General features: G+C 62.3%; 19 protein-coding genes and 1 pseudogene. 11 read left to right on the forward strand and 9 right to left on the reverse strand.

Annotated features, from left to right (window positions below; translation table 11 throughout):
• Window positions 1-114: 114 nt before the first annotated feature.
• Window positions 115-1,746 carry a MutS-related protein gene (locus tag CR152_RS04170; protein ID WP_099881986.1) on the forward strand — a complete coding sequence of 544 codons (1,632 nt, stop codon included), beginning with the start codon at window positions 115-117 and terminating at the stop codon, window positions 1,744-1,746.
• Window positions 1,747-1,804: 58 nt separating this feature from the next.
• Here the strand turns inward: CR152_RS04170 and CR152_RS04175 are convergent, their stop codons facing one another.
• Window positions 1,805-3,625 (reverse strand): phosphoethanolamine transferase, encoded by a 1,821-nt coding sequence (locus CR152_RS04175; RefSeq protein WP_099873815.1) that lies wholly within the window; start codon window positions 3,623-3,625, stop codon window positions 1,805-1,807.
• A 182-nt stretch (window positions 3,626-3,807) separates the two neighbouring features.
• Between CR152_RS04175 and CR152_RS04180 the strand changes: the two genes are divergently transcribed.
• From CR152_RS04180 to CR152_RS34940, 7 genes and pseudogenes are all read left to right on the forward strand, one after another.
• Window positions 3,808-4,551, forward strand: coding sequence for a M48 family metalloprotease (locus tag CR152_RS04180; RefSeq protein ID WP_099873816.1), 744 nt, complete (start codon window positions 3,808-3,810; stop codon window positions 4,549-4,551).
• Between the two features lie 478 nt (window positions 4,552-5,029).
• Window positions 5,030-5,413 (forward strand): 30S ribosomal protein S12, encoded by a 384-nt coding sequence (gene rpsL, locus CR152_RS04185; protein ID WP_025603541.1) that lies wholly within the window; start codon window positions 5,030-5,032, stop codon window positions 5,411-5,413.
• A 127-nt stretch (window positions 5,414-5,540) separates the two neighbouring features.
• Window positions 5,541-6,011 carry a 30S ribosomal protein S7 gene (gene rpsG / locus CR152_RS04190; protein ID WP_054265804.1) on the forward strand — a complete coding sequence of 157 codons (471 nt, stop codon included), beginning with the start codon at window positions 5,541-5,543 and terminating at the stop codon, window positions 6,009-6,011.
• 132 nt (window positions 6,012-6,143) lie between these two features.
• Complete coding sequence (gene fusA, locus CR152_RS04195) at window positions 6,144-8,249, forward strand: elongation factor G (protein ID WP_099873817.1); 2,106 nt, start codon at window positions 6,144-6,146, stop codon at window positions 8,247-8,249.
• 89 nt (window positions 8,250-8,338) lie between these two features.
• Complete coding sequence (gene tuf, locus CR152_RS04200; protein WP_099873741.1) at window positions 8,339-9,544, forward strand: elongation factor Tu; 1,206 nt, start codon at window positions 8,339-8,341, stop codon at window positions 9,542-9,544.
• A 112-nt stretch (window positions 9,545-9,656) separates the two neighbouring features.
• On the forward strand, window positions 9,657-9,974 hold the full coding sequence (gene rpsJ, locus CR152_RS04205) for a 30S ribosomal protein S10 (protein ID WP_005663509.1): 318 nt from the start codon (window positions 9,657-9,659) through the stop codon (window positions 9,972-9,974).
• A gap of 776 nt (window positions 9,975-10,750) precedes the next feature.
• Window positions 10,751-12,145, forward strand: a pseudogene (locus tag CR152_RS34940) (alpha/beta hydrolase family protein).
• A gap of 6 nt (window positions 12,146-12,151) precedes the next feature.
• Here the strand turns inward: CR152_RS34940 and CR152_RS04220 are convergent.
• Window positions 12,152-12,847 carry a PEP-CTERM sorting domain-containing protein gene (locus tag CR152_RS04220; RefSeq protein ID WP_157778321.1) on the reverse strand — a complete coding sequence of 232 codons (696 nt, stop codon included), beginning with the start codon at window positions 12,845-12,847 and terminating at the stop codon, window positions 12,152-12,154.
• A gap of 235 nt (window positions 12,848-13,082) precedes the next feature.
• Here CR152_RS04220 and creB point away from each other — a divergent pair, with 235 nt between their 5' ends.
• Together creB and creC are read left to right on the forward strand one after the other, a co-directional pair.
• Complete coding sequence (gene creB, locus CR152_RS04225; protein WP_099873821.1) at window positions 13,083-13,766, forward strand: two-component system response regulator CreB; 684 nt, start codon at window positions 13,083-13,085, stop codon at window positions 13,764-13,766.
• A complete protein-coding gene (gene creC, locus CR152_RS04230) occupies window positions 13,763-15,193 on the forward strand; it encodes a two-component system sensor histidine kinase CreC (protein ID WP_099873822.1) in 1,431 nt (476 codons plus the stop codon). Before creB ends, creC begins: the two co-directional genes overlap by 4 nt.
• Before the next feature lie 60 nt (window positions 15,194-15,253).
• Here the strand turns inward: creC and CR152_RS04235 are convergent, their stop codons facing one another.
• Entirely contained in the window at window positions 15,254-16,441 is a 1,188-nt protein-coding gene (locus tag CR152_RS04235; RefSeq protein ID WP_099873823.1) for an IS4 family transposase, read from the reverse strand.
• Window positions 16,442-16,859: 418 nt separating this feature from the next.
• Here CR152_RS04235 and creD point away from each other — a divergent pair, with 418 nt between their 5' ends.
• On the forward strand, window positions 16,860-18,293 hold the full coding sequence (creD, locus tag CR152_RS04240) for a cell envelope integrity protein CreD (RefSeq protein WP_099873824.1): 1,434 nt from the start codon (window positions 16,860-16,862) through the stop codon (window positions 18,291-18,293).
• A 61-nt stretch (window positions 18,294-18,354) separates the two neighbouring features.
• On the opposite strand, the gene CR152_RS04245 is transcribed toward creD, so the two are convergent.
• The 6 genes from CR152_RS04245 to CR152_RS04270 form a co-directional block, all read right to left on the reverse strand.
• The gene (locus CR152_RS04245; protein ID WP_167399865.1) at window positions 18,355-21,243 is read right to left on the reverse strand and encodes a bifunctional diguanylate cyclase/phosphodiesterase; all 2,889 of its coding nucleotides are present in this window, start codon (window positions 21,241-21,243) and stop codon (window positions 18,355-18,357) included.
• 136 nt (window positions 21,244-21,379) lie between these two features.
• Window positions 21,380-22,573, reverse strand: a complete 1,194-nt coding sequence (locus tag CR152_RS04250; RefSeq protein WP_099881988.1) for a TerD family protein — start codon at window positions 22,571-22,573, stop codon at window positions 21,380-21,382.
• 28 nt (window positions 22,574-22,601) lie between these two features.
• The gene (locus tag CR152_RS04255) at window positions 22,602-23,516 is read right to left on the reverse strand and encodes an HpcH/HpaI aldolase/citrate lyase family protein (RefSeq protein WP_099873826.1); all 915 of its coding nucleotides are present in this window, start codon (window positions 23,514-23,516) and stop codon (window positions 22,602-22,604) included.
• Window positions 23,509-24,600: a cysteine protease StiP family protein gene (locus CR152_RS04260; RefSeq protein ID WP_099873827.1), complete on the reverse strand. Its 1,092-nt coding sequence runs from the start codon at window positions 24,598-24,600 to the stop codon at window positions 23,509-23,511. Before CR152_RS04260 ends, CR152_RS04255 begins: the two co-directional genes overlap by 8 nt.
• Complete coding sequence (locus CR152_RS04265; protein WP_099873828.1) at window positions 24,597-25,364, reverse strand: HAD family hydrolase; 768 nt, start codon at window positions 25,362-25,364, stop codon at window positions 24,597-24,599. Before CR152_RS04265 ends, CR152_RS04260 begins: the two co-directional genes overlap by 4 nt.
• Window positions 25,345-26,508: a phosphoribosyltransferase domain-containing protein gene (locus CR152_RS04270; protein WP_099873829.1), complete on the reverse strand. Its 1,164-nt coding sequence runs from the start codon at window positions 26,506-26,508 to the stop codon at window positions 25,345-25,347. The genes CR152_RS04265 and CR152_RS04270 overlap by 20 nt, the downstream gene beginning before the upstream one ends.
• Between the last annotated feature and the right edge of the window lie 2 nt (window positions 26,509-26,510).

A 26,510-nucleotide genomic window follows, 5' to 3' on the forward strand; every position in this document is an offset into this window, starting at 1 on the left:
CGGACGCCGTGTATGGACAGCGCCCGGACAGTGTGGACTTGCATTTTGTCAATTTATCCACATCTGGCAGGCTGGTTGCGCGATACCCGCGCGGCCGCAGGCCAGAAAGGCAGTATGTCCGCGTTCGTATCGACCTTGTCCGCCGTGTGGACGCAAGCTGTGACCCAGTTGCGCGCGTTCCTGATCATTCCCGACAGGGAGCCGGTCGATTACGGTTTCGTGGCGGGCGACGTGGCGCAGGTGCACCGGCTGTGCGCCGATCCGGCGCGCGGCGCGCTCGATGACGCCACCTGGAAGGACCTGCTGCTCGATACCTACCGCGCGCAGTTATCGAAAGAGGTGAGCATCTTCGGCCAGCAGGTGCTGTACCAGCGCCTGCGCGCGGGGCTGGACGACGACGCGTGCGCCGCCGTGGGCGAGCGTGTGCGCGACCTGATGGGCGATCCCGAGCGCCTGGCCGCGCTGCACCGCGACTGCACCTCGCTGCGCCATGCGGACAAGGAGATCGCCACCTTGCTGTTTGAAGATACCGCGCCGCCCGCGCCCTGGTGGGTCGGCAAGACCTGGCCGCTGCCGCTGCTGCTGCTGGCGTCGATCGCGGCCGTCATCGTCACGCCGGCCGCGTGGCTGGCCACCGGCGTGGTCGCGTACATATTAATGAGCACCCAGATGCGCTACTACGAACGGGTGGAAGAGTGGGAACGCTCGATGAATGCGCTGCAGATGCTGCTGCGGGTCTCCAGCATCCTGGGCGCGCGCAAGGATGCGTTGCTGCTGCCGTTTGCCGGCCCGGCCGCGGCGGCGGGCAAGCTCAATCGCCAGCTTTCGCGCGCGCCGATGGTGGTCATGACGCCGGGCGCGCGCACCTACCTTGACTGGTTCATGCTCGACAACGTGAATCACTACTTCAAGGGCGTGCGGCTGGTGCACGGCAACCTGGACTTCCTGCGTGCGTGTTTTGTGTGGGTGGGCGAGCTGGAGGCCGATATCGCGCTGGCGCGCCATCTGCTCCAGGCGCCCGTGCTGTGCTGGGCCGAGCGCCACACGTCCCAGTCGATTGCGCTGGCGGGCACCGTGCATCCGCTGCTGCCGCAGGCGCAGGCGCTGTCGGTCAGGCTCGATGGGGGCGGCGCCTTCATCTCGGGCCAGAACGGGGTCGGCAAGAGCACCTTGCTGCGCACCGTGGGCGTGAATCTGGTGACGGCGCGCGCCTTCGGCTTTTGCTATGCCGAGAAGGCCAGCGTGCCGGACCTGCCGGTCTACACCAGCATGCAGAGCGAGGATTCGCTGTTCGGGGGCGAGAGCCTGTACATGGCCGAACTGCGGCGCGCGCAGGAGCTGCTGGCTGCGGCCGACGGAGCGCATCCCGGCATCTGCATCATCGACGAGATTTTCCGTGGCACCAATCACCTCGAATCGGTGTCGGCGGCCGCCTCGGTGCTCGATGTGCTGGCGGCCAAGGGGCTGGTAATGGTCTCGTCGCACAACCTGGTGCTGGCGTCCTTGCTGGCGCAGCGGCTATCGCCCCTGTGCGTGCGGCTGGATGCCGATGGCCGGCTGGCGCTGGAAGCGGGCGTGCTGGCGCATACCAACGGCATCGCCTTGCTGGCGCAGCGCGGCTTCGGCCCCGCCATCGAAGCGCGGGCGGGCAGGGTGTTCGACTGGCTCAATGGCTATCTGGCGCATCCGGGCGATTGCGACGGGGTGCTGGCGGGCGAGAACATGAGTGAACCGGTATCGCCTTAGCGCAGGCCTTCGATTGCCGCCTGCGCGGGATCATGTCGTCCTTGGGGGCGGTGATACGCTATTTTTCGCGCTTGAGCGGCGTGCCCTTGTCGATGATCTCGCGGCAGTCGCCTTTCCAGGTGGCGTTGTCGTAGTCGCTCCAGCCGTAGCTGTCGACGTAGCGCTTGTGCTGCTTGAATCCGGGATTGACGAAACTCCATTCCAGGCGCTCGTCGGCGTAGCGGATGTCGGCCAGGTCGAGCAGGGTGTGGAACATGTTCTCGGTCGACAGGCGCGCCTTGCCGTGGCGCTGCAGCTGCGCCACCTTGTCGGGATAGCGCGCCAGGTACTGGTCCGAATACCAGAGCAGCGCGGGCACGTGGAATTCGTACTGGGTATTGTGGCCGTGGAAGGCCAGCTTGCAGCTGTTGTCGTACAGCGTCTGGCCGTGGTCGGACACGTACAGCATGGCGCTGCGCTGCTGCGAGCCTTTCAGCTGCCCGATCACGCTGGCCAGGAACCAGTCTGTATACAGGATGGTGCTGTCGTAACTGTTATTGAGCTGGGTCTTGAGCGCGGGGTCGGTGTAGACCGGCTTGTCGATGCCGAACAGCGATGGCTGCCAGCGGTCGAACTGTTTTGGGTAGCGCTGGCTGTAGTTCCAGTGGCTGCCCAGCGAGTGCAGCACGATCAGCTTTTTCGGGGCCGGGTCGGCGATGGCGTTGCGCAGCGGCTCGAACAGGATCTCGTCGAAATTGGAGTTGTTGGTAAAGCCGCCCAGGTTGAGGAACTGGATCACATCCGCCTCTTTGGCAAAGACCGAGACGGGCGTGTCGAATTCGCCGAACGAGATCTGGTTCGACAGCCAGTAGGTCTTGAAGCCGGCTTCCTTGTAGGCGGTCAGGAAGGATTTTTCGGCGAAGCCGTCCTTGAGGCTCTTGATGGCCGGTTTGCGCGAGATCATGACCGGCACCGACAGGCGCGTGGCCGAGACGGACGTGATCACGTCGGGCAGGGTGACCAGGTTGGCTTCCTTGCCGAGCAGGGGATTGGTGTCGCGCGCGTAGCCGTTCAAGCTCCAGCGGTCGAAGCGCGACGATTCGCCGATCACCATCAGCACGATTTCCGGCTGCGTATCGGGCGCTGCCTGGCGCGCGCCGAAGGTGAAGCCGCTGTTGCGCTGTCCCAGCTCGGCCAGGTGCTTGCGTTCTTTATAGAAGTCGACGCCGCGCGCCGTGATCCCGAAAGGCCAGGATTGCGCAAACGCGCCCAGTTCGAGCGGCAGCACCGCCCAGTGGGGCAGGGGAACGGACTTCCAGCCGGTGTGCCCGGCGCCCGGGGCGGGCTTGCTGGCGCTGGCCGCCGCCGTCTTCGATGCCGCGCCTGGCGCCGCGGCGCGTGGAGCGACGCCGAATTCGTGACCGTACGCCCACACGCCGGCGCCAATGGCCAACAGGCCCAGGCTGAGCCAGCGCGAGCTGTCGTCCCAGTCGAGCTCGCGGGCGCGGCGGGCGGCCTGAAAGGTCGTGACCCACCAAGCGACGACCGCGGCCATGACGGCGAGCATCAGCCAGACTGTCTTGCCGAGAAACTCGAGCGCTTCCTTGGGACTGGTTTCGGCAATGATGCCGAGATGGTGGGTGGAAATGCTTTGCCCGTAGAAACTGAACAGGTAGATTTCGGTCGGCAGCGCCAGGAAAGCCGGGATCAGCAGCCAGTGGAACCAGGCGGGACGCTTGAACAGCGCCCACACCGCCACCCAGGCCACCGCCTCGATGCCGAGCACCTGCCACGGACGGTCGAGCCGCTTGCCCAGCAGCATGGGGAAGAAGGGGATGGCCGACAGTGCCGCGTACGTCAGCAGCAGGTAGAGTGGGGCAGGGCGCAGCAGATGTCGCATCAGGGAAACGTGGTCCAGCCAAATTGGCCATTATCCCGGGTTTTTAGTTCTCTCTGCCAAATATTCGATGCAGCAAAGTGTTGTCTCGATTGTAATTATATGTAGTTGGATGCAATTGATGATGCTTCATGCTGTTACAATGGCAACGTTTTTATACTAATAACCTGAATGAGAGTAACTTCATGACATCCACAATTCGTATTGCCGCGCTGACCATGTTCATCCTGACCTCCGGCGCCGCTTCGGCCATCGACCTCGGCGGCATGCTGGGCGCGGGCAAGGATCTGGCCAAGGCCGCCACCATCAGCGACAAGGACGTGATCGAAGGTTCGCGTCTGATGATGCGCCAGATGGACAAGGAAGAAAAAGTCGCGCCGGCCGGCAGCAAGTACGCCAAGCGTCTGGCGATGCTGACCAAGGGCCTGGAAAATGAAGATGGCCTGAAGCTGAACTTCGCGGTGTACCAGTCCAGTGAAGTCAATGCCTTCGCCACGCCGGACGGCAGCATCCGTATTTACGCGGGCTTGATGGACCTGATGAACGACGACGAACTGCGCGGCGTGATCGGCCACGAAATCGGCCACACCAAGCTGGGTCACTCGGCGTCGCAGATGAAAAAGGCGCTGTTGCTGTCGGCCGGTACCAAGGCGGCGGGCGCGAGCGGCAACCAGATCGGCGGCATGGTCGCCGCCAACGAAGAAACCATCAAGGCCTTCGGCAATGCGCAGTTCTCGCAGTCCGATGAGACCTCGTCGGATGATTATGGCTTCAAGTTCATGCAGAAGCACAAGTACGACGTGCGCGCGATGGAATCGGCATTCCGCAAGCTGGCCAAGCAGGAACAGGGCGAAGGCAGCATGATGGCGAGCCACCCGGGTTCGAACTCGCGCGCCGATCGCATGAAGGCGGCGGCTGACAAGCTGTAATAGTCGGGTTGGGGACCTCTGAATAAGCTCCGTCGTTCCTGGCACTGCCAGAAACGACTCCCCGCGCCAAGGCGGCACTCGGCGGGGACCCATGGTGCTCGCTCGGGTCGTGGCTGCGCTACGAACTTGGGTCCCCGCCTGGCGCGGGGACGACGGTGCTGAGGTTGACGGCCGCAGAGGGCACGATCGCCCATGCTGGCTATAACGCACTGTCTCACCCCCGCCACACTCTCCCGTTTCCCCAGCACCATCGCCCCACATCCGCATTGCCGAGCGTTAAACTGTTTGACTGCCTGTCCCATCGCGTCTATACTCGCGAGTTCTCGATTTTATTCTGCGCATTGTTTACGCATTCAGCGCCGCTCCTCGCAGGGCGGCTGTCGGTGCCTCTCCTGCGTAGTCCTCGTCGGGACTCCGTTTTAGTCCCCGGACACTTTGTCCGGGTTATTCATGTTGTAATTTTGTTGGATTTATAACGATGCCAACCATCAATCAACTGATTCGCAATCCACGTGTCGCTCTGACCGTGAAAAGCAAATCGCCGGCGCTGGAAAACAGCCCGCAAAAACGTGGTGTTTGCACCCGTGTGTACACGACGACTCCAAAGAAGCCAAACTCGGCTCTGCGTAAAGTCGCCAAAGTTCGCCTGACCAACGGTTTCGAAGTCATTTCGTACATCGGCGGTGAAGGCCACAACCTGCAAGAACACAGTGTCGTGCTGCTGCGCGGCGGTCGTGTTAAGGATTTGCCGGGTGTGCGTTACCACATGGTTCGCGGTGCACTGGATACCCAGGGCGTTAAAGACCGTAAGCAAGCTCGTTCGAAGTACGGTACGAAGCGCGCTAAAGCAGGCAAGAAGTAATTTTTCGCCCCGCTTTCACTAGAAGTTTAACGAGTTGAACCGACCGTAATGGTCGAGTAAGTGGATGGCTATGATGGCCGCCGCGAGTGCGCACCGCGCGCTCAACTGAAGATAGGAAGGAATTGATATGCCACGTCGTCGTGAAGTACCCAAGCGCGAAATCTTGCCAGATCCAAAGTTCGGTAACCAAGATGTCGCCAAATTCGTCAACGTACTGATGTTGTCCGGTAAAAAATCGGTCGCAGAAAACATCATCTACGGTGCATTTGAGCACATCAAGCAAAAGTCCGGCAAAGACCCGCTCGAAGTGTTTGCAACCGCGATCAACAATGCCAAGCCGATGGTCGAGGTTAAGTCCCGCCGCGTCGGTGGCGCCAACTACCAGGTGCCAGTTGAAGTTCGTCCGGTTCGTCGTATGGCGCTGTCCATGCGTTGGTTGCGCGAAGCCGCAAACAAGCGCAGCGAAAAATCCATGCCGCAACGCCTCGGTGGTGAACTGATGGAAGCCGCTGAAATGCGCGGTGGTGCTATGAAGAAGCGGGACGAAGTTCACCGCATGGCAGAAGCGAACAAAGCGTTCTCGCATTTCCGCTTCTAATCAATTGGCCACGCCCCGGTTTGCACATTTGTGTGAGCCCAGGCGCGGCCATGTATCTGTTGTTCGAGGCCGGGCTCATTTTGTTCACAAAATGCCGCTCGGTTTTGTCCATTAAAAGATTTAGGAATAATTATGGCACGCAAGACCCCCATTGAGCGCTACCGCAATATCGGTATCTCGGCTCACATCGATGCTGGCAAGACCACCACGACCGAGCGCGTCCTGTTCTACACGGGCGTGAACCACAAGATCGGCGAAGTGCATGATGGCGCGGCCACCATGGACTGGATGGAGCAAGAGCAGGAACGCGGTATCACGATTACCTCGGCTGCGACGACCTGCTTCTGGAAAGGGATGGCTAACAATTTCCCTGAGCACCACATCAACATCATCGACACCCCGGGCCACGTTGACTTCACCATTGAAGTTGAACGCTCGATGCGCGTGCTCGACGGTGCTTGCATGGTTTACTGCGCAGTGGGCGGTGTTCAGCCACAGTCGGAAACCGTATGGCGTCAGGCGAACAAGTACAAGGTGCCACGTCTTGCTTTTGTCAACAAGATGGACCGTACCGGCGCCAACTTCTTCAAGGTCTACGAGCAGATGCGCGCTCGCCTGAAGGCGAACCCGATTCCGCTGCAGATTCCTATCGGCGCCGAAGACAACTTCAAGGGCGTGGTCGATCTGGTCAAGATGAAAGCCATCTACTGGGACGACGCGTCGCAGGGCATGAAGTTCGACTACCGCGACATTCCTGCTGAGTTGCAAGAGCAGGCTGCCGAGTGGCGTCTGAAGCTCGTCGAAACCGCTGCTGAAGCGAACGACGAACTGATGAACAAGTACCTGGAAGAAGGCGACCTGACGGAAGCCGAGATCAAGGCTGCTCTGCGCCAGCGTACCATCGCGTCGGAAATCGTCCCGATGATGTGCGGCACCGCGTTCAAGAACAAGGGCGTGCAAGCCATGCTCGACGGCGTGATCGAATACCTGCCATCGCCAATCGACATCCCGCCAGTCAAGGGTATGGACGAAGATGACCAGCCGACCACGCGTAAAGCGGAAGACGACGAGAAATTCTCGGCGCTGGCATTCAAGATCATGACCGACCCGTTCGTGGGCCAGCTGATCTTCTTCCGCGTCTACTCGGGCATGATCAAGTCGGGCGACACCGTCTACAATCCGATCAAGAACAAGAAAGAGCGTCTTGGCCGTATTTTGCAGATGCACGCTAACCAGCGCGAAGAAATCAAGGAAGTCCACGCCGGCGATATCGCCGCCGCGGTCGGCCTGAAAGACGCGACCACGGGCGAAACCCTGTGCGATCCATCGTCGATCATCACGCTGGAAAAAATGGTCTTCCCTGAGCCGGTGATTCAGCAGGCAGTCGAGCCGAAAACCAAGGCTGACCAGGAAAAAATGGGCCTGGCGCTGAACCGCCTGGCACAGGAAGATCCTTCGTTCCGCGTAAAAACCGATGAAGAATCGGGCCAGACCATCATCGGTGGTATGGGCGAGTTGCACCTGGAAATTATCGTTGACCGCATGAAGCGCGAATTCGGCGTCGAAGCGACCGTCGGCAAGCCACAAGTGGCTTACCGCGAAACGATCCGCAAGGTGTGCGAAGAATCCGAAGGCAAGTTCGTCAAGCAGTCGGGCGGTCGTGGTCAGTACGGTCACGTTGTCCTGAAGATCGAGCCGCAAGAAGCCGGCAAAGGCTTTGAATTCGTCGACGCCATCAAGGGCGGCACCGTTCCACGCGAATACATCCCTGCAGTTGAAAAGGGTGTGCGCGGCACGCTGAACGCCGGCGTGATGGCCGGTTATCCAGTGGTCGACGTCAAGGTCACGCTGTTCTTCGGTTCGTACCACGATGTGGACTCGAACGAAAACGCGTTCCAGATGGCCGCTTCGATGGCATTCAAAGATGGCTGCCGTAAAGCATCGCCAGTCATCCTCGAGCCAATGATGGCCGTGGAAGTGGAAACGCCGGAAGACTACGCCGGTACCGTGATGGGCGATCTGTCGTCCCGCCGCGGTATGGTGCAGGGCATGGACGAGATCCCAGGCGGCGGCGGCAAGATCATCAAAGCCGAAGTGCCACTGTCCGAAATGTTCGGTTACTCGACCTCGCTGCGTTCCGCAACGCAAGGCCGTGCTACCTACACGATGGAATTCAAGCACTACTCGGAAGCGCCTAAGCACGTTACCGATGCAATCGTAACGGCCAAGGCCAAGTAATTTAGTTAGTTATAGTTAGTTGAGGACAGAGCACATGCGTGAAAACCGTGCTCTGTCCCACAAAAATGAAAATTTAAAGGAAATTCAAAATGGCAAAAGGTAAATTCGAACGGACCAAGCCGCACGTCAACGTGGGCACCATCGGTCACGTCGACCACGGTAAAACCACCCTGACGGCAGCTATCGCAACCGTTCTGTCGAAGAAATTCGGCGGCGAAGCAAAAGCATACGACCAGATCGATGCAGCACCAGAAGAAAAAGCGCGCGGCATCACCATCAACACCGCTCACGTCGAGTACGAAACGGCTAACCGCCACTACGCTCACGTTGACTGCCCAGGCCACGCCGATTACATCAAGAACATGATCACCGGCGCGGCACAGATGGACGGCGCGATCCTGGTTTGCTCCGCAGCTGACGGCCCAATGCCACAGACCCGCGAGCACATCCTGCTGGCACGCCAGGTTGGCGTTCCTTACATCATCGTGTTCCTGAACAAGTGCGACCTGGTCGACGACGCAGAACTGCTGGAACTGGTTGAAATGGAAGTGCGTGAGCTCTTGTCGAAATACGAGTTCCCAGGCGACGACCTGCCAATCATCAAGGGTTCGGCACGTATGGCCCTCGAAGGCAACACCGGCGAAATGGGCGAAGTGGCGATCATGGCTCTGGCCGACGCACTCGACAGCTACATCCCAACGCCCGAGCGCGCAATCGACGGCGCCTTCCTGATGCCTGTGGAAGACGTGTTCTCGATCTCGGGTCGCGGCACCGTTGTGACCGGCCGTATCGAGCGCGGTGTTGTTAAAGTCGGCGAAGAAATCGAAATCGTCGGCATCTCCGACACCGTCAAGACCACTTGCACCGGCGTGGAAATGTTCCGCAAGCTGCTGGACCAGGGTCAAGCTGGCGACAACGTCGGTCTGCTGCTGCGCGGCACCAAGCGTGAAGACGTACAGCGTGGTCAGGTTCTGGCCAAGCCAAACTCGATCAAGCCGCACAATCACTTCACCGGTGAGATCTACGTCCTGTCGAAAGACGAAGGCGGCCGTCACACCCCGTTCTTCAACAACTATCGTCCACAGTTCTACTTCCGTACCACGGACGTGACTGGTTCGATCGAGTTGCCAGCGGACAAAGAAATGGTTATGCCAGGCGATAACGTGTCGATCACCGTCAAGCTGATCAACCCGATCGCGATGGAAGAAGGCCTGCGTTTCGCAATCCGCGAAGGTGGCCGTACCGTTGGTGCAGGTGTTGTTGCGAAGATTCTCAGCGAAGTAGCTGGTAAGTAATTCGTAGTAAAGGGCAGGAAAGCAGGTATACTTGCTTTCTTGCCTGATGTGCCCAAGCAAAAAATTCATATTGCCGGTTCAACGCCGGTTCGTTCTTTTTAAGGGAATTACCATGTCCGCACCAAACCAGAAAATCCGCATTCGCCTCAAAGCGTTCGACTACAAGCTGATCGACCAGTCCGCACTGGAAATCGTCGACACCGCCAAGCGTACCGGCGCTGTTGTCAAAGGCCCAGTCCCACTGCCAACCCGCATCCAGCGTTTTGACGTCCTGCGTTCGCCGCACGTCAACAAAACCTCGCGCGACCAGTTCGAAATCCGTACGCACCAGCGTCTGATGGACATCGTGGACCCAACGGACAAGACCGTTGACGCGCTGATGAAGCTGGATCTGCCAGCTGGCGTCGACGTCGAAATCAAACTGCAATAATCATTGCAGTGTTGCCGCCGGCGCATTGATATGCGCGGGCGAGTCAGGGCCGGGCGAGTTCGCTTTTAGCGAACGGACCCGGCCCTGATGCGTTTTACGGGCCGCATGCCTGAATGGGCTCACGAGATCGGCGCCGCGAACCTCGCCATACCGCACACATTGTGGGATTTTCAGTATCCATAAAGTTACTATTGTTGTGATGCGACATGGCGGCGTCGATACTCTGGCGCCCTATCTTCCTGCCCGTGCGCCACCCATCCGCTCCCATGACCGCTTTCCTCCTCCTCTCGCTGCCGCGTTACGCGCGTGTCTTGTTCCCGTTGCTGCTGTCCCTCGGCGCCGCTCCCTGCAGGGCCGAGCCTCCCATCCTGGGCATCAAGGAGGCACTGCGCCTGCCGGCCTACCTGTCGATGACCCTGTCCCCGGACGGCAAGCACATCGCAGCGATCGCGCGCAAGGGCGAGGCCAGCAAGTTGGTGCTGATCGATACGGCGACCATGGCCCCGCGCTTTCTCGAAAGCAAAGGTTCCCCTATGACGAACCCGAGCGACGTGGATTGGGTCGACGATACCCGGCTGGCGGTCGATGCCGACAATGGCGTGGAGTTGATCGGCCTGAGCGGCAAGTACCTCACCTTCCCCGGCAGCCGCTTCATCGGCAAGATCACTCCTGACGCGGCCGGCAACACGCGAATCCTGGCCAACCGGTACCGTACTCCGGCGTACATCGCCCGCATAACGCTCAAGACGGGCGAATCGGAGGTGGTCAACTTCCATATGCCCGGCAAGCCGGTGTGGTGGGTACTCGACGACAATGGCGACGCCCGGGTGGTGAGCACCATCAGCACCGCCATCTGGTCGGACGACACCAGCATCACCCACTGGTATCGGGCGGCGCAAGACAAGCCTTGGGAAAAATTGGCCACCTTCGGCTATAGCGAAGAGCAATGGTGGCCGCAAAGCCTGTCGCGCGACCAGAAGTCGCTGGTGGTAAGGTCGCGCCAGGATCGCGACACGTTCGCCTACTTCCGTTACAGCCTGGAAACCCGCACCATCACCGACATGCTGGCCGGCCACCCGACCCAGGATATCCAAGTTCCCGACGCCGAGGAAGATGGTTCGTTCCGCGTGGTTGCCACCGCCGGCATGAAGCCGTCGCTCGAATGGTTCGATCCGGCCTGGGCGGCCATGCAGCAAAGCGTCGATGCCGCCTTGCCGGATCGCCTCAACTTTATCGAGGGTAAGCTGACCGGGAAGCTGCTGATCCATTCCATCAGCGATACCGACCCCGGCCAATGGCTCCTGCTCGATGGGCCGAGCGCGACGATGCGCAAGGTGGCATCGGCCAAGCCCGAGATCGATGTCGCGGCCATGCGGCCGGTACAGATCGTGCGCTACGCCGCGCGCGACGGCTTGAGCATTCCGGCCTATCTGACCTTGCCGGCCAAAACAGGCGCGATCAAGCCGGCGGTGATTCTGATCCACGGCGGCCCTGCCGCGCGCGACGGCTGGACCTACAATCCCGAAGTGCAGCTGCTGGCCACGCGCGGCTACACGGTCCTGCAGCCGCAGTTCCGCGGTTCTTCCGGCTTCGGCAAGGCGTTCATGCAGGCCGGCTACGGCCAATGGGGATTGGCGATGCAGGACGATATCAGCGATGGCGTGCGCTGGCTGGTCGAGCAGGGGCATGCCGATCCGCGGCGCATCTGCATCTAAGGCGCCAGCTACGGGGGCTATGCCGCCATGTGGGGCCTGGCCAAGACGCCCGAGTTATACCGCTGCGGCGCCAGCTTTGCCGGCGTCAGCGATATTGCGTACATGCTCAAGGACGATTCCGATACCAATGCCAGGGCGACCGGACGCTTGAGCATGAATATCCTGGTGGGCGGGGCAGGGCGTGACAAACAGGCGTTCGAGCAGGTGTCGCCGCTCAAGAACGCGGCGCGCATCACGGCGCCGGTGCTGCTGGCCCACGGCGAATGGGACCGGCGCGTGCCGATCGCGCACGGCCGCAAGATGCACAAGGCGCTCAAGGAGGCGAACAAGGAAGTCGAGTGGATGATCCTGGAAAAAGAGGGCCATGGCATTTACCACGAGGACAACCGCGAGAAATTCTACGGCGCCCTGTTCAAGCTGCTCGACCGCACCATCGGCCCGGGCGCCCCGCGCTGATCCCGGTCAGGCCGGCTGGCGCGTGCGGCGGCGCGCGCCCAGCATCGCCAGCGCCCCCAGTCCCAGCAAGCCGAGGCTGACCGGTTCCGGCACCGCCGCGACGGTGCTCATCGAAAACTCCTCGATATCGCCAGAAAACACCGTGGAGCGGCCCGTGAGCACGTCGTTGTAGCCGAACTGGGCCTGTTTCATCGTGTAGTCGTACAGATCGGGACGCACCGTGGTCGAAAAGGGCGTGGTCAGGCTGGCGTTGGCGCCGGCAAAAAAGTGCTGCACCGATTCGATGCCGTGATACGCGTACATGCTTTCTTCGCGCGTGGTCCAGTTCACCCCGGCAAACGCCTGGTCCGATCCCCACGCATTGCCGGCCGTGGCGCCGTTGGCGGTCTGCTGCTGGAAATGCCCGGTGCGGCGGTAGTTGCGCGTCACGCCGTCGACGGTGATGCTGGCGCTGAACAGATTCAAGCCATACAGGCCGTCGTACTGGTTCAGATAGTGGTCGTGGGTGGCGCCCGTGTCGTCGAACGTCAGCGTCATCTGGTAGCGCTTGCCGACCAGGTTGCCGGGCCCGAATTCATCCAGGGTATTCTGGTAGACGCTGCTGATCACGCCGCGCGAGGTGGTGGTGAGAATGGTCGCATGGGCACTGGAGATCCAGGCCGAGGCAACGAGGGCGAACGCGAAGAATGTTTTTGCTGACACGATATTCTTTCTTATAGTTTGGTTAAGGTGGCATATATACCAAGCAAAGAACATGCCATTGGGAAATTAGTGTTTGGTATCATCGGCTTAGGATTTTCGGTTAAGAAATCCCATGAACTTTTGTAAAATTTTCCGACAAGCGTGGCACACGGGCAGGGCGCCGCGCCCTGCCGCCGGTTGACTGGCCCGCGCCCGCCCCGGATACTGTCGCCATGACCACGATGAACGGAAGCGCATGCCTGTAACGATCCTGATTGTGGAAGATGAACTGGCGATCGCCGACAGCATCGCCTACGCCCTGCGCACGGACGGCTTCGTGCCGCGCCATGTGAGCCTGGGCGCGCAGGCGCTGGAAGCGATGCGCGGCGCCGACCCGGCCGCCCTGCCGGCGCTGGTGGTGCTCGACGTCGGCCTGCCCGACATGAACGGCTTCGAGGTGTGCCGCCAGCTGCGCCAGTTCTGCGACGCCCCGGTGATCTTCCTGACCGCGCGCAGCGACGAGATCGACCGCATCGTCGGGCTCGAAATCGGCGCCGACGACTACGTCACCAAACCGTTTTCGCCGCGCGAACTGGTGGCGCGCATCCGCGTCGTGCTGCGCCGCCTGGCGCCGCCCGCCGCCCCGCCCGCCGGGCGCTTCGACATCCGCGCGGCCCAGGCGCGCATCCTGTACCGCGGCCAGGTGCTCGAGCTGACCCGCTACGAATACCTGCTGCTCAAGGCCCTGTGCGAGCATCCCGGACACGTGCTCTCGCGCGCGCAGCTGATGGACCGGGTCTGGGCCGACGCGCCCGACACGCTCGAGCGCACCGTCGACGCCCATATCAAGTCGCTGCGCGCCAAGCTGCGCCAGGTCGACCCCGCCGACGACCCGATCCAGACCCACCGCGGGATGGGCTACAGCCTGGCGGGCGCATGAGGATCGGCCTGCGCATCCTGCTCGGCTACTTTCTGATCGTCGGGCTGGCGGCGTGGTTCTTGCTCAATGTGTTCGTGGCCCAGGTCAAGCCGGGCGTGCGCTCCACCCTCGAAGACACCCTGGTCGATACCGCCCACCTGCTGGCCGAAGTGGTGGCCGACGATGTCAAGGCCGGCAAGATCGGCGACTCGCAGATGCTCGCGCGCATCCAGAGCTTCGCCAGGCGCCATGTGGACGTCGAGATCGATGGCCTGAACAAGCGCAGCCTGAACTACCGCGTCTACATCACCGACCAGCACGGGCGCGTCACCTTCGATTCGAGCGGCAAGGATGTGGGCAAGGATTACTCGCTCTGGAACGATGTCTACCTCACCCTGCGCGGCGAATACGGCGCACGCAGCACGCGCGACGCCGGCACCGACGACACCAGCGCCGTGATGCACGTGGCTGCGCCCATCATGGACGGCGAGCGGATCATCGGCGTGCTGACCGTCGCCAAGCCGGTCTCGACCGTGCAACCGTTCGTCGAACGCAGCCAGCGCATCATTTTGCAGCGCGGCGCTGTGCTGCTGGGGCTGTCGCTGCTGATCGGCGTGGCCTTCGCCTGGTGGCTCAACCGCGCCCTGCGCACGCTGATGGTGTACATCGCCGATGTCGAGGCCGGCCGCAAGGCCACCTTGCCGGCGCTGGGCAACAACGAGATCGGCACGCTCGGGCGCGCGCTCGAAGCGATGCGCAACAAGCTCGAAGGCAAGGAATACGTGGAAGAACTGATGCACACCCTGGCGCACGAGCTCAAGAGTCCGATCGCCGCGATCCAGGGCTCGGCCGAGCTGATGCAGGAAGACATGCCGGCCGCCGAGCGCCAGCATTTTCTCGGCAATATCCTCAACCAGAACCTGCGCCAGAGGCAGCTGATCGACAAGCTGCTGGCGCTGATCCGCGTGGAAAAGCAGCAGCGCCTGAGCGCCCCGGAAACGGTGCCGCTGCGCGCACTGGCCGAGCAGGTGCGCGCGGACGTGTCGGCGCGGCTGCTGGCGCGCGGGCTGACCCTGGAAACTTTTATCGACAACCTGATCGTCAAGGGCGACCCGCTGCTGCTGCGCCAGGCGGTCGGCAACCTGCTCGACAACGCGATCGATTTTTCCCCGCCGGGCGGCGTCATCACCTTGCGGGCCGAGCAAATGGGCGATGAAACGGTCATCAGCGTGAGCGACTGCGGGGATGGCATTCCGGAGTTCGCGCGCGAGCGGCTGTTCGAGCGCTTCTACTCGCTGCCGCGTCCGGACGGCGCCAAAAGCACTGGCCTGGGCCTGCCTTTCGTGCGCGAAGTGATGGCGCTGCATGGCGGCCGGGTGACGGTCGACAACGTCCAGCCGCACGGCGTCTGCGCCAGGCTATGCCTGCCCATCGTCATAGTTTCCTAACGTGGTCAGACCTCAATAAGGAAATCTTTCTAATCGGAGGTCTGACCCTGACCCTTCCCCTCAAATGTCATATGTCTTGATCATATGTCGTAGCTGGGTGAGGGCCTGAGCAAGTTCAGGGAGAGTCATTCGCTTTTGATGCTCGTCGATCCAACGACGAGCAAGCGTAAGTATGGATACGGTTTGTGAAGCCTTCGCTAGACTGCCATATTGAATGCGAAATCCTCGGGCAAGGGCAGCCAGGCCGATTAGCCAGAACGCGAAGCTGAGTAATGCGGCGATGAGCAACAACGCCTTGAGACGTCGTGGTTTGCGTGTCTGGCTGTCGCGCAGTCCCATTCCCCATTGGGGGTTTTTCAAGTCTCGGAAGGTTTGTTCAATTTGCATCCGGCACTCGTACCACTTGACGATCTCATCGGCATTAAGGGCGGCTAACTTGGTGGACACGGCGAGCAGCCACGGCTCGCGTTGCCCCTTGGCCTGCTTTTTACTATGCGCGCTTTGTTTTTTCTCGCCGAATGCAGTTTTGTTCTGCCGACCTTTTCCATCTTTTTTTGTCAAGACCATACGACATTTGACGGGGGCACTTTTGACATGGTCAACGATGCCGAGATCCTGCGCGTGCTTGCGTGCACGGGGATACAACTGCTGACAGTCAACCCACTCCTCGCTTCCCCGCAGAAGCATCTGCTCACGATTACGCACACGGCCGATCCAGGCAAACTTCAGTTTATTGAGCATCCTAAACCAAGTGCCGCGAAAGCCAGCGTCAGTGATAATGATGGGCTCGCATCGCTCCGGAAGAATGGTTCGCAGCGTCTCCATGAATTTGCCATGAACCGCTGCCACGTTATAGGAATCGGAATCATGGATCTCTTCATAAATCACGAAGGATCGCCCTTCAAGGACGACCGTTGCACGCAGAACGTGCTGGCTGACGTCCTTCAACAGATCCGACCAGTCGACAATAATTGCCACACGGCGGTGCTCATGCAACACGCGCCTGGCCAGCGCGCGATAAATCTCCGGGCGCTCCGATTCTAGATGGCCATTGCTCAACAACCGGTCGCACTGTTTGATTCGATGGCGCAGAGCTGTTGCGCTGTCGACTTGCCTGCTCAACCGAAGCAAGGTGAGTCCGCCTCGCTGTGCAGCATCAGTTACAAGCGCTAAACAGGCTCTACGCTTAACGTGAATCGACGGGCAATCTTCATCTAAAAATTTCTGTATGATTCGCTGTGCATGCATGGTCTGTGCCTTTTCTTCGCAGTTTGGTCGCTACGAAGTAAAGGGCTAACACAGCCATGCATGCACCGTTTTTGGGATTGAAAGTTAACAGCATCCCAACTTGTTTACAAGCGAAATTTGAGGGGATGGGTCAGGGTCTGACCCTAATGCCGCTAACTTAAGCTCCGTCATTCCCGCGCCAAGGCGGCACTCGGCGGGAATCCAATTCCGTAACGCAGTCACAGGCGGCTCGACGAACTCGGATTCCCGCCTGCGCGGGAACGACGGTTTTGAAGTTTGCGGTCGGAAACCGGCTTAACTTAGCGGCATTAAGGTCTGACCCCGGTTAGGAAACTTTCATGCGGGCGACTTCACACGCAGCGCATACCCAGCGCATACACGCTCCCTACACTGGCTCCACCACCAATCGGGAGCCTTCATGCAAAAAACACTGCTGTACAAAATACTCGCCATCCTGGCGCTGACCCTTGTGATCTGCCTGCTGCTGGCAATGATCCAGGGCACCATCCACGACCGCTCCGAATTCCGCGCCGAGGCCGTGGCCAGCATCGCCGCCGATTCCGTGCGCGAACAGTCGATCATCGGTCCCGTCATGGTCATCCCGTACACCGATGAATTCGATGTGACCGTGCCCGCCACCACCGATGCCGCCAGCAAGACCGAAACGGTGCGGCGCTCGGTCAGCCGGGTGCATCTGGTGTTTCCGAACCAGTTGACGGTCGATGGCCGCTTCGATACCGATTACCGCTACCGCGGCATCCACCGGGTCCTGTATTACAGCGGCCAGCACGCGCTGTCGGGCGACTTCGACTTGCCGCTCAAGTCTTCCCTGCCGCGCACCAATTCGCTCTCGCGCATTACCGTGGGCCAGGCCAGCATCGCGGTCGGGATCGAGGATGTGCGCGGCATCCGCAATATTCCGACCATTACCTGGGGCAAGCAGCCGATCGAATTCCAGCAGGGCACCGGCAGCATCGCCCTCGGCAGCGGTTTGCATGCCGATCTGCCGCCCATGGACATGGAGCAGAGCGGACGCGTCAACTTCGCGTTCAACCTGGCCCTGGACGGCATCGAACGCCAGCATTTTTCGCCCGTCGCGCGCAATAACCAGATCACGCTGGCTTCGAAGTGGCCGCATCCGCAATTCGGCGGCCGTTTCCTGCCGTCGACCAAGGACCGCAGCATCAGCGACAATGGTTTCAAGGCCAGCTGGTCGATCTCTTCGCTGTCGACCGCCACCCAGCAGCAGTTGCGCGCCCTGCAGGAAGGCAGCGCGCCGGCCGCGAACGCCACCCCGGCCGAGCGCATCGCCGCGGCCGTCGCCGTGGGCGGCGGCACCGACCCGCGCGCCGACCGCTTCAGCGTGGCCTTCATCGAACCGGTGAATGTGTATTCGCTGGCCGGGCGCGCCACCAAGTACGGTTTGCTGTTCGTGGCGCTGACCTTTGCCGCGTTCTTCGTTTTTGAAATTCTCAAGCGCTTGCCGATTCACCCGATCCAGTACCTGCTGGTCGGGCTGGCGCTGGTGCTGTTCTTCCTGCTGCTGGTGGGCTTGTCGGAACATATCCCGTTCATCATGGCGTACCTGATCGCCAGCGCGGCCTGCATCCTGCTGCTGGGGTTTTACCTCAGTTTCGTGCTGCGCAACCGGCTGCGCGGACTGGGCTTCGGCGTGGCGCTGACCGTGCTCTACGGCGCGCTGTATGGCTTGCTCAGCTCGGAGAATAATGCGCTGGTGCTGGGCAGTATCCTGCTGTTCGCAGTGCTGGGCGCGATCATGGTCGCTACCCGCAAGGTGGACTGGTATCAGATTGGCAAGACCGGGACGGCCCCGGACGAGCTCGGGAGCTGAGGCGCGAACGCGGGGATCGGCCCAGGGGCGAACCGTCCCCGGGCTGAACTCGGCACGCCGTTCAACCCTGGCGCAGCATCCAGCGTTCGAAGGATTTGCCGATCAAGTCCGGGAACGCATCGGCCCGCACCGCTTTACTGTAATAAAAGCCCTGGGCCGCCGGGCAGCCATGGGCCATCAAAAACTCTGCCTGCTGCAGGGTTTCCACTCCTTCGGCGATCACCCCCAGGTGCAGGCTGGCAGCCATGGCGATGATGGCCGTGACCAGCGCCGTGTCATTCTGGTCCTTGCCGATGTCGCGCACGAAGGATTGGTCGATCTTGAGCGAATGCACAGGAAAGCGCTGCAGGTAGGCCAGGCTGGAATACCCTGTGCCGAAGTCGTCGATCGACAGCTGGATTCCCATGTCGCTCAACCGGGTCAGCATGGCAAGATTGTATTCGCTGCGCCGCATCAGCATGCTTTCGGTAATCTCCAGTTCGAGGGAGGTGGCGGCAATCCCCGTTTCGGTCAGGATTTGCCCGAGCAGCGAGCAAAAATTGACTTGTTCGAGTTGTCGGGGCGATAGATTGACGGCCATTTTCAACTCCGGGTGGCCCGCAGCGTGCCAGAGTTTCAATTGTCGGCACGCCTGGCGCAATACCCACTCGCCGATCGGCACGATCAGGCCGGACTCTTCGGCGTTGGCGATGAAGTCGCCGCAGGAAATCGGCTGGCTTCCCGGCGGCTGCCAGCGCAGCAGCGCTTCGGCCGAAAAAATGATGCCGCTTTTCATGTTCACCTGCGGCTGGTAATGCAGGATGAATTCGTCTTGCGCCAGCGCATGGCGCAGGCGCTGGCCGACGTCGAGGCGCTGCTGCACTGCATGGTTGAGCGCGGCAGTAAAGAATTGGAAATTGCCGCGTCCCATTTCCTTGGCATGGTACATCGCGGTATCGGCGGCGCGCATCAGGGAGTCGACGTCGAGGCCGTCATCGGGATAGACGCTGATGCCGATGCTGCCGCCCAGATGCAACTGGTTCACTTCGATGCTGAAAGGCTGCGACAGGCTGTCGAGCGCCTTGCCCGCCACCCGCGCGGCATCGCTGCTGTCATCGAGCAAGGGCACGATGAGGACGAATTCGTCGCCGCCCAGGCGGGCGACGCTGTCGCCTTCGCGCAGGCATTGCTGCAAGCGGATGGCCGCCATTTTCAACACTTGGTCGCCGATATAGTGGCCGAGCGAGTCGTTGATATTCTTAAAATAGTCGAGATCGATGAACAAGACCGCCACCCGGCGCCGGTGGCGATGGGCGAAGGCGATTGCCTGGTGCATGCGGTCCTGCAGCAGGGTGCGATTGGGCAATCCGGTCAAGGCGTCGTGCTCGGCCATGTGGTGGATGCGCTCATCGGCCTGCCTGCGTTCGGTCAGGTCGAGCACGAAGCTTACCCCCTCTTCCTGCGGCCCTTCGAACAGGGCGCTGGCCAGGAGGACCGGAATCAGCTTGCCGTCCTTGCGGATGTACTCCTTCTCATAGGGAGTGCAACGTCCGGTCGTCTTGAGTTCTTCGAGGGCATGCTCATCGGCCGCATCGTATTGTGGCGGCGTCATGTCGGTCCAGCGGATTATTCCCGCCAGCACGTCTTCCTTTGAATAACCGGAAATTTTCAGGAAGGCGTCGTTCGCTTCACTGATGTGCCCGCTCAAATCGCCGATGAAGATGCCGATGATGTTCGCATCCACCAGGCGCCGGATGCGCGCCTCCCGGTCGCGCAAGGCGTCTTCGGCTCGCTTGCGCTCGCTGATGTCGCGCGCGATCGCCGACACGCCCGCGATCATGCCCTCGGCGTTCCGGATCGGCGAGGTCGTGAGCGACACATTGATGCGGCCGCCATCCTTGCGCACCCGCACAGTTTCGAGGTGTTCGACCCGCTCGCCTCGCTGCAGGCGTTCCAGGACGGCTGGGATTTCCTCCGCCAGCTCGGCCGGGATCAGGATCGAAATCGAGCGGCCCACTACCTCGTCGGCACTGTAACCGTACATGCGTTCGGCACCGGCGTTCCAGCTGACGATGGTGCCGTCGAGCGTCTTGCCGATGATGGCGTCGTCGGACGAGGTGACGATGTCCGCCAGTAGCAGTGCGGCCTGCTCGGCCTGGCGCGTGCGCTCCAGGTCCTGCGTGCGTTGGGCGGCCAATTGCTCGAACAACATGGAATGACCGCTGATCACCAGCAGGAAGGCACCGAGCAAACCGGTGAACGCCAGTCCGCCGGCCAGCACGGCCCAGGCAATCCTCAGGTGCGGAGGAGAAAAATACGGTTCCCTGGCCCCGAGGAACACGCCCACGATCAGCGTAAATGCCAGGCAGATCGGGACCGCCACCGTCTTGCGCCGGCGCCGCCAGATGGCGTGCGGCTGCCCGCACCAGGTCAGCACCAGCGGCGTGGCGACTTGCACGCCGATGGCGTCGCCGAACCACCAGGCCCACCAGGTGAAGGCGTAACTATCCGCCGGCAACTTACCGGCGAGCACCAGCACCGTCGCGCCCACGCTGGCGCTGACGATGCAACTGAGCGGCCCGCCCAAGCCGAGAAACCGGATCACATCGCGGGAGCGGTCGAGCGCCGTCGGATAGCCGACGAAACGGCGGACCAGGTGGGCGCCGGCGATGGCCTGCAGCATGGCGCCAACGCCGATGCCGGCCGGTAGGAGCAGCGATGTCGCGATCACGGCGCTGCTGCCGGCATCGAATGCGACGCCGGCATTGGCCAGAAACGAGCCCAGCCAGATACCCGGCGCCACGCGATTGCCGCGCACCAGGATCGCGGCCAGCGCAATACCGGCTGCGGGCCAGATGGGGGCGGCATAGCCGGGCGTGAACGCCAGCAGCAAGCCGAAGCGGGCGGCAATGTAATAGACAAGGGCGAGAATGACGATCTCGCCGCTTCGGCGGACCACTTCAGTGTGCATGTTCGTGCCTGGAACCGTGAGCCTGTAAGTAAGACCCGCTGTTCGGACGAAAAGTTCTGGAGCCGGGGACGGCCGCGCCATCGGATGGCGCGGCGCTACCGGGCTGGCGGGAGCGGGCCGCCGGCGGCGCGCGGGCTCAGTTCTTCGAGCCCGTGGTCCAGCGCAGGCCGAAGCCGAAGCGCCGGTCCATCAGCTCGTGCCCGCTTTCGCGGCCTATCTGCGAGAAGTATTCGGCCAGCTTGGTCACCTGCATGCTGCCGCCGCGGTTTTCGATCATGGCAATGGCGCACATCATCTGGTTGCCGCCCTGGTCGAGCCGCACTTCGATCGGTGCCTGGTCGGGCATGTTGATGGTCGCCACGCCATCGGTGGCGGCCCAGTTGGGTGCGCCTTCGTAGATGAAGGCGAAGATCAGCGCCCGCTTCATGTCGTGGAAGTGGTCGCCGTTGATGGCCAGGTTTTCGCCTTCGGCCGAACGCCCGGTGCGGTCGTCGGCCGCCAGGCGCATGTAGGGCGGACGGTCGAAGTCGCCCCAGGCGTTGCCCAGCGCCTGTACCAGGCCCGGGCGGCCATCGGCCAGTTCGTACATGCAGCCCAGGTCGAGGTCGATGCCCTTGCCGGCGCCGCCGCTGGCGCCGCGGTTCCAGTTCAGGTTGACGTGGATGCGCCCGAAGCCCTTGCTGCCGCCGCGCTTGTCGAGCGAGACCTTGTCGCCACGCTTGTCGAGCGTGACTTTCGACAGCGACACTGGCTGTTGCTGTTGCTGCGCGGGCAGGACCGGCACGCTCGCCGGTGCCGGTGGCGTGGGCGCGGCCGCCGGCGCCGCCTCGGTGCCGCCGAAATGCTTGAGCAGGGCCGACAGGCCGCCGTTGAAGCCCTGGCCGACCGCGCCGAAGCGCCAGATGCCGTCTTTCCGGTAAATTTCGCCGACGATGACAGCTTTTTCATCCTGGAAATCGGCGCCCGACCATGGGAATTGCACGCTGTCGCCCAGCTTCAGGCTGCTGGGGCCCACCTTGCGCATGGTGCCGCCGCCGTCGATGGCGGCCACGAACACCAGCTTGGCGACCGAGGCCGGCAGCGCGTCGAGGTTCACGACGAAGCTGGCGCCACGCCCGCCCAGGGTCATGCTGATTTCATTGGCGGGGCTGGCCAGCTGGTTGTAGAACACCATGTAGCGCTCGTCCGCGAGCTTGTCGGCGCTGTCCAGGCCGAAGCAGGAGATGTCGACCACCATGCCGGCGCTGTCGATATCGAGCACCACATTGAAGGGTGCTGTCAGGCCGAGGTCGGCCAGCTTGCCTTTTTGTCCGCGCGAAAAATTTGTCACGATAGCGTCCTTTTCACTCAAATCAGGTTCAAAGTTCCCGTGGAATTGCCGAGCTCATCGGAGGGTGGTCGTGATGAGCGCCAAACACGTTCGACTGTTCGATGGTGCGTTCGGCCCAGGCGCGGTGGGTGGCCACTTCGCACATCGAATTATGCATCTTGAACACGGCCGGCGCGTCGACGTCGAGAATGGCCCTGGCCGCCGCCAGGTCGTTCGGCTTGACCCGGTAATGCTGCTCGATCGGCGCGATCTGGCTCGGGTGGATGGCGGTCTTGCCGACCATGCCGTGAGCCAGGTCCTCGGCCACTTCCTGGTCGAGCAGTTCTGGCAGGTCGAGGTGCTCGAACACGGGCGCGGTCAGCACGAAGCCGTACGGACGGAAGGTGGTGACCAGGCGCGCGATCACCGGCCCCAGGGGAGTGCGGTACAGGGTCATGGTGCGCGGACGGCGCAGGCCCAGCAGGGCCAGCAGGTCGTTGCCGCCGATGCGCAGCGCCAGGATGCGCTGGCGCACGCCGGGCCCTTCGAGCATCTTGCGAAATTGCCGCATTTCCCAGTCGTTGAACACTTCCGCCGTTTCCAGCGTGGGCATGAGCATGTGATCGGTATTGCGGATCTGCTTGAAGTAGGCGTCGAAGTTGTAGCGCGTGGCTTTCGGGACCACGAAGCCGGCCAGCTTGTCGGCGCCCGGCATGGCCAGCACGCGCGCCATCACTTCCGGATTGCGCACGCGCACGAAGCGCTCGGCCACGCCCTCGGTCCTCATATTGGCCAGCACCACGGACAGGTTGAACAGCGCCCAGCTCAGGTCGGCGTCGGCGACCGCGTCCTCGGTGCAGAAAATCAGCGAACGCACGTGCCCCATGCGCTCGCCATTGGCCACTTCCATCAAGTATTTGTGATTCGCCGGCACGTACAGCGACGCTCCCATCGACTTAACCATCCAGTGCACTCCTGATCAATGAAACGGCGTGATACGGCAACGCGCGGTCGACGATCACGGGGATATTCTTTTCCTGCGCCAGCAGGGCCAGGTGGGCCACGTCGGGCGCGCCGGCGTCGCGCAGGATCAAGAGACGCGGGCTGCGGCGCAGCAACACGCGGGTCGCTTCGCCGATGCCGGGCTTGATCATGTTGACGTCGGTAATGCCATGCTGGTCCAGCGCGGCCAGCATGTAGGCGCGCGAAACGGCGCCGGCCTGTTCGCGGTCGACCGCCTGGGCCTGCTGCGCGCCGCCAGCCGCTGCGATTTCCAGCGCGGCGGCCACCAGGCCGTCGGCGAAGCTTTGCGACTGGTCGTGCGCTTCGAACTGCTGATAGTACACGCAGCCGTGGAAGTCCCCCGGGCCGATTGAATCGTTCAGGATCGAGCGGCTGATCAGGCCGGACACGGTGGCGTTCAGTATGCTCGACGGAATCAGGTAGTCGTCGCAGGACGCGGCGCAGGCGGCGCTGCCGGCCAGGTCGGACAGCACGTACAGGCCGCCGTCAATCGCCGTGCCGCGGCGGGCGTTGAATTCATCGATGGCGGCGGACAACTCGCGCGAAATCACGCCCTTGCCGGTCCAGCCATCGATGAAGACGATCGATTCGGGCGCGTGGCCCTGCGCCAGGATGTGTTCGAGCGCGACCAGGTCGATGCCGCGGTCGCGGATGATCGAGACCGAGTAATGGGTGCTGGCGCGGCCATGGACCTTGGGCAGCAGGCTGTTGAGCACCACGCCGACCGGGGTGCCGGCGCGCGCCAGCGAGACCAGGGTCACCGGGCCGCTGCCGCGCTGGACGATCAGGCCGGCCAGGGTCAGGCAGTCGCGCGCCATGCGCGCCGTGTTGGCGGCGCATGCTTCGCGAAACACCGCCAGGTAGCGCTCGGACGGCAGCGATTCGGGCGAGAGCATTTCGCTGTAGTGGCGCTGGCCCGACTGGATCAGGAATTCCTTTTCCGGGACATCGACGAAGTCCTGCATCGCCAGCGGCTTGAGCAGGAAGCTGACGTCTTCCGAACGGTAACTGCCGGAAAAATTCATAGGGTCTCCAGGGTGAGGCCGGCGAGCTGGGTGCGGCTCGGCACGATGGCGTAGTCGCAGGCGGCCATGAAGCGCGCGTCCGATTTGCTGTCGCCCATGCCGAAGGTCAGGATATCGCCATGTTCGGCGCGCAGGCGCGCGCTCACGTGCGCCACCGCGTGCGATTTGTTCAGCGCTTTCGGCAAGATCGCCAGGTTGTTGCCGTTGCGGTGGATGAAGTAGTCGCGCGCACCATCGTCAATCCATGGTTGGACCACTTCGCGCTCGATCGGCTCCAGGTTGGCCGCGATTTTTTGCGGGTCCTTGACCACCAGATAGAACGGCGTATCAAAATCCTCGATCAGGCGCGCGCGGTTGCCGAAACCGGTGCGCTCGGCCCAGGCGTCGATCAGCCCGGCCAGGGCCAAGAGGCCGGGCAGGGCGGCTTGCATGGCGCCGCGCATGTGCTCGAGCCACTCCTGGTCGACGCTGCCGTCGGGCAGCAGGATGATCCCGCCGTAGTCGAGCACGGCATAGCTGTGGAAGTCGATTCCCACGCGCTGGAACGCGTTCAGGTTGCGCGCCGTGGTGGGGATCATCGTCATGCCATCCTGGGCAAAGGCGAGAAAGGCGCGCTGGCCGGGCGTGGTGTACGAGATCGGGCTGCCATCCTTGAGGAAGGCGGCCGCTTCGATCGGCAGGCCGCGGCCCTCGCACTTTTCCAGCGACTGGAACAGGGTGTCGTCCAGGTCGGCGAACAGGAATTTATGAAACTTCTTCAACATGGGTCTCGGTCTTAAAATGGAAAAGACGCGCTTTGAGCGTGTCTGCAAGGTCCAGCAGCGCCTGTTTTGGCGCAGTTTCGTGGCAAATGAATACGTGCTCGTATTGGCCGGGGGTGACGTTATACAGGAAATTGGCGACACCCTCCCCATAATTGTCCGGGAACGTGAGCGCGGCTGTCACGGCGCCCCAGGTCAGGATCGGCGAGCGTGTGGTCGATTGCACAACGACGTTCACGCCCAGCCGTTCCAGCGCCGCGCCGAGCAGGTAGGACGGGTGCATGAATTCGCCCGTGCCGAGCACCAGCACGCGCTCGCCCGGCTTGACATCGCCCGCCAGGCGCTCGGCCAAGCCATCCGGCAAGGTGAGGGCGCGGTGCAGGCCGTAGCGGCCGAACTCGCCGCTGGCGCCACGGTCGGCCGAGGCATCGAACAGCTGGGCCGGGGCGCTGGCGCTGGCCAGCTGGCCGGGCGTGAAGCGGTATTCGCCGCTGACCGGCGCACCCATCGTCACCGGCAGGCCGAAGCGCTCGGATAGGGCGGCGGTGGCCATGGCGCCCATGAAGTTGGTGATCGTCGCCAGGTGCACGTGGGCGATGCCGGGATTGAGCTTGCGGCAGGCGTCGGTCAGGTTGAGGAAGGTGTTGCCGGTGCTCGCTTCATCGTCGACCAGCACCAGGGCCTTGGCACTGAGGAGCAGCTCGCGCGTGTGCGCGTTCGGCGGCATGTGCAGAAACTGGCGCGGGGCGTGGCTGTGCGCTTCCTCGAATTCGATGATGGGGGCGGCGCCGACCCGGTAGCGCGAGGTGTGCAGGAACAAGCCTTCGCGCCCGGGATGGGCGGCCAGCCAGGCTTCGAATACCCCCTGGCCCAGGCCGATGGCGGTTTCGGCCATGGCGATGAAGACCACCGGGCCGGGCAGTTCGGGCACGGTGTCGGCCAGACTGGCGTGGACTTTGCGCATCATGCCAGGTGTGACCGGCCAGTGCTTGCCCAGCACCTTGCTCAGGAACAGGAAGCCGCGCTTGGCGTTGGCGCGCGCGGCAAAGCCCATCACGTCGTCCAGCGCAAACTGACTGTCGTGGATGTCGAGTTCGAGTTCGCCTGTGGGCAGGCTCAGGCGATGGCGCTCGGGTGCTTGCGGCATGC

The sequence above is a fragment of the Massilia violaceinigra genome, from assembly GCF_002752675.1.
GTDB lineage: Bacteria > Pseudomonadota > Gammaproteobacteria > Burkholderiales > Burkholderiaceae_D > Telluria_A > Telluria_A violaceinigra.